The sequence below is a fragment of the Roseobacter sp. genome, from assembly GCF_045106495.1.
Classification (GTDB): domain Bacteria; phylum Pseudomonadota; class Alphaproteobacteria; order Rhodobacterales; family Rhodobacteraceae; genus Roseobacter.
In genome coordinates this window covers 1-4,220 of the sequence record NZ_JBGCEQ010000032.1, presented here as the reverse complement: position 1 = coordinate 4,220, position 4,220 = coordinate 1, and the positions used below count along the sequence as shown (strand labels likewise).

General features: G+C 53.0%; 4 protein-coding genes. 1 reads left to right on the top strand and 3 read right to left on the bottom strand.

Annotation, left to right across the window (positions count from 1 at the left end):
- On the top strand, nt 1–219 hold a 219-nt coding region (locus AB8B75_RS18090), incomplete at its 5' end, for a hypothetical protein (RefSeq protein WP_405364218.1).
- A 9-nt stretch (nt 220–228) separates the two neighbouring features.
- On the opposite strand, the gene AB8B75_RS18085 is transcribed toward AB8B75_RS18090, so the two are convergent.
- The 3 genes from AB8B75_RS18085 to dnaK form a co-directional block, all read right to left on the bottom strand.
- Nucleotides 229–849, bottom strand: a complete 621-nt coding sequence (locus AB8B75_RS18085) for a DUF6445 family protein (RefSeq protein WP_405364217.1) — start codon at nt 847–849, stop codon at nt 229–231.
- Between the two features lie 8 nt (nt 850–857).
- Nucleotides 858–1,973: a molecular chaperone DnaJ gene (gene dnaJ, locus AB8B75_RS18080; RefSeq protein ID WP_405364216.1), complete on the bottom strand. Its 1,116-nt coding sequence runs from the start codon at nt 1,971–1,973 to the stop codon at nt 858–860.
- A gap of 81 nt (nt 1,974–2,054) precedes the next feature.
- The gene (gene dnaK / locus AB8B75_RS18075) at nt 2,055–3,983 is read right to left on the bottom strand and encodes a molecular chaperone DnaK (RefSeq protein WP_405364215.1); all 1,929 of its coding nucleotides are present in this window, start codon (nt 3,981–3,983) and stop codon (nt 2,055–2,057) included.
- Nucleotides 3,984–4,220: the final 237 nt, after the last annotated feature.

The window sequence follows — 4,220 nt, the reverse complement described above, 5'->3', positions numbered from 1 at the left end:
TACCGCGAGAATGATTATTTGTGGGGGCGTTTACATGGGTCAGAACGGATGATTGATCTGGTCTGCTCGACTCTGGAGAACCCTATGCCTGATGAAGAAATTACCCGTTTCAAACGGCAAGCCTTCTTGGCAATCTTGGATGAAGAAGAGGACAGGCTCACCGCTGATACTGCCCTGTTACCCACCATACGCGGCGAAATACTCGACCGCTTGGGCTAGCGTTATCGGTTAAGCGCGCGCGAAGAAAAGCAGCATTACCAAGCGGCTATTCTCTAGCTCGGTACCGAAACCCGGGGCCGCATTATGGAACTGCCACGGAGAAAACAGGATCAGACGATTGAAACGGATGGGGATACGCATAGTCCGTTCCCACTTGGCCGGAGACGTGGTGTCTTTGTTGACTACATCGTCGATCAGCAGGTTGATGTCTGTATATCCCGCCGTCTGAATGCCCGCCGCATCGCGCGGCACGCTTTCCAAGCCAGTGCGTTTGTGGCGGAAGAAATCGGTGCCGCCTGCAGCAGGTCGGATACAATCTTCGGGTTTGGAAAGATATAAAATGCCGGAATAATATGCGGGATCTATATGGACACCGCTGCGTCCTTTATCGGCTTTGCGGGTGACACGGCAAAAACCATGATTGGTATCCGGCGCGCTGGTTACTTTCATACTCAGATGCTTTGATACAGCTGCATCGACGGCATCGGTTGGCAAAGCACTGGAAGAATTTAAGCCTGGAAAATTCCCCTGTTTCAAAGCCGGATCATAATCCAGCGCCAATGCCTCGCGCCTAGCAGCCCACGGATCGACCAGAAAATTGTCAATTACGGAAAGCGAGGGCAGCAACACAGGTGTCCTTAAACGGTGAAAGCGTCTTTCAGTTTGTCAAAGAAGCCTTTGCTAGCAGGGCATTCCTCACCCGTCTCGGTTTCCTGAAACTGGCATAGGATTTCGCGCTGCGCTTTGGTCAGTTTGGTCGGGGTTTCCACTGCGATTTCAACCACCAGATCACCGCGACCGCGCCCTTGCAATACAGGCATGCCCGCGCCGCGAACACGGAGTTGCTTACCCGACTGAATACCAGCAGGAATATCGACTGTGTTGGTGCTGCCATCCAGATCAGGAATCTGCACTTCACCGCCCAAGGCCGCTGTTGTGAAGCTGATCGGAACCTGCGTAATGAGGGTCGTGCCCTCACGTTCGAACACGCCGTGCTGTGCCACGTGGACGAAGATATACAGATCACCGGGAGGTGCGCCTCGCGGGCCTGCCTCACCTTTACCACTGAGCCTGATACGCGTGCCGGTATCGACACCTGGCGGCACTTCAACATCCAATGCCAACGGCCGATCGACTCTGCCCTCGCCCCGGCAATCACCACAGGGACTTTCGATTACTTCGCCGCGCCCGTTGCAATTGGGGCAAGGTCGTTCGACCACGAAGAAACCCTGCTTAGCGCGGACTTTTCCGTGGCCTTTACACAAATTACAGCCGCGACTGCCTGTGCCCGGCTCTGCGCCGGAGCCATTACAAGTATCGCAGGCTTGAGAGACTTCAATTTCTATCTGGGTATTTTTACCGTGGAAGGCATCTTCCAGCCCGATTTCCATATCATAGCGCAGATCAGCCCCGCGCCGTGCTTGCTGACGGCCACCGCCGCCGCCAAATGTACTGCCGAAAATCGTCTCAAATATATCGCCAATATCGCCGAAGTCGCCTTGCGGACCTTGGCCACCACCACCCATACCCTGCTCAAATGCAGCATGGCCGTACCGGTCATAGGCCGCGCGTTTTTGCGGGTCCTTAAGGCAGTCATAAGCAGCCGAGACAGTTTTGAATTTAGCCTCTGCTTCTGCATCGCCGGGATTACGGTCAGGATGGCATTCCATCGCAATTTTCCGATAAGCGGATTTAATCGCCTTATCGTCCGCATCACGGCTGACATTCAGCAGGTCATAAAAATCAGAAGACATATTTCGTCCTAAACCGGTTTCGCCGCTGGCACACGCAGCAATGCGTTATGCCAGCGGCGAAGAGGTTTTCCCAAAGGGATGTTAGCCCTTATTCTCGTCTTCATTCACTTCGGAAAATTCCGCATCGACTACATCATCATCTTCTGGTGGTGTGTCGGTAGGTCCTGCTTCACCTTCGGGAGAAGCATTGGCTTGTTCCTGCTGGTAGATTTCCTGACCCATTTTCATGGCTACTTCGGTAAGCGCCTGCGCCTTGGCACTAATCGCGTCGGTATCGTCACCTTCCAAGGCAGTCTTGGTTTCTGCCAGAGCAGCCTCAACCTCGCCTTTCAGATCGGCACTGATTTTGTCGCCATGCTCTTCGAGCTGCTTTTCAGTGGCGTGAACCAGACTGTCGGCTTGGTTGCGAGATTCTGCCGCTTCCTTGCGCTTCTTATCTTCATCCGCGAACTTCTCCGCATCCTGAACCATCTGATCGATGTCATTATCGGACAAACCGCCTGATGCTTGAATGCGGATCTGCTGTTCTTTGCCAGTGCCCTTATCCTTGGCAGAGACGTTCACAATGCCGTTCGCATCAATATCGAATGTGACTTCCACTTGCGGAACACCGCGCGGTGCTGGCGGAATGCCGACCAGATCAAACTGGCCAAGCAGTTTGTTATCCGACGCCATCTCGCGTTCACCTTGGCCCACGCGAATGGTCACGGCCTGCTGGTTATCTTCCGCAGTTGAGTAGGTTTGCGATTTCTTGGTCGGAATGGTGGTGTTCCGGTCAATCATGCGCGTGAACACGCCGCCAAGGGTTTCAATACCCAGCGACAATGGTGTCACGTCGAGCAGCAGAACGTCTTTTACGTCGCCTTGCAGAACGCCAGCCTGAATGGCGGCGCCCATTGCAACAACTTCATCAGGATTCACACCGGTGTGCGGTTCCTTGCCGAAGAAGTCTTTCACGATCTCACGAACGCGCGGCATACGGGTCATACCACCAACCAAAATGACTTCATCAATGCCGCTTTTGTCCACGCCTGCATCAGCGATAGCTTTCTTGCACGGCTCCAGAGTACGCTTGATTAGATCACCGACCAGCTTTTCCAGATCGGAGCGGCTGATGGTTTCCACAAGGTGCAGCGGCGTTGATGCGCCGCCTTCCATACGGGCGGTAATGAAAGGCAAGTTGACTTCGGTCGTCTGCGCACTGGAAAGCTCGATTTTTGCTTTTTCAGCAGCTTCTTTCAGGCGTTGAAGAGCGAGCTTGTCAGTCTTCAGATCCATGCTTTCCTTCTTATTGAAGGCAGAAGCGAGATGTTCAACGATTGCATTATCGAAGTCTTCACCGCCAAGGAACGTATCGCCATTGGTTGATTTAACCTCAAATACGCCGTCACCGATTTCGAGGACGGAAACGTCAAATGTACCGCCGCCAAGGTCATAGACGGCGATGGTTTTGCCGTCATCTTTGTCCATACCGTAAGCCAGCGCCGCAGCGGTTGGCTCGTTGATAATCCGCAGAACTTCCAAACCTGCAATCTGGCCGGCATCTTTGGTTGCCTGACGCTGCGCATCATTGAAGTACGCTGGAACGGTGATGACTGCCTGAGTAACAGTTTCACCCAAATAACTCTCAGCGGTTTCTTTCATCTTTTGCAGGATGAAAGCCGAAACCTGCGACGGGCTGTAATCTTCTTCACCTGCCTTGACCCATGCATCGCCATTCTTGCCTTTGACGATGTTATACGGGACCAGGTTCATGTCCTTCTTGGTCATCGGATCATCGAACCGGCGGCCGATCAGGCGCTTGATTGCGAAGAGTGTATTATCAGGATTGGTAACCGCCTGGCGTTTTGCCGGCTGACCGATCAGGCGTTCACCGTCCTTAGTGAATGCAACAATGGATGGCGTCGTACGGGCGCCTTCGGAATTTTCGATAACCTTCGGCTTGCCTCCGTCCATAACGGCGACACACGAGTTTGTTGTGCCCAGATCGATACCAATTACTTTAGCCATGGATTCCCCACTTAGTTCTGAATGTTAAAATTCCGCTGCTCGTCTCCGTCCAAGGTGGCGGTGCAACGAAGATTGTTAAATTTGCAACTTCGAGGGTGGATATAGGTGCGGTTTTTGTTGGCACAAGGGATTGGTACGGCTAGTCCCACAACAGAAACATTTCAGGAGTTATTATTGTGGCAAAACGGTTTTTAACAGGTCTGGCACTCGGCATTTCTACGCTTACTCTGGCAGCTT

Bases quoted from the DNA above. Each gene is read 5' to 3' on its own strand.
- dnaJ (WP_405364216.1), bottom strand. From the start codon at position 1,973: ATGTCTTCTGATTTTTATGACCTGCTGAATGTCAGCCGTGATGCGGAC.
- dnaK (WP_405364215.1), bottom strand. From the start codon at position 3,983: ATGGCTAAAGTAATTGGTATCGATCTGGGCACAACAAACTCGTGTGTC.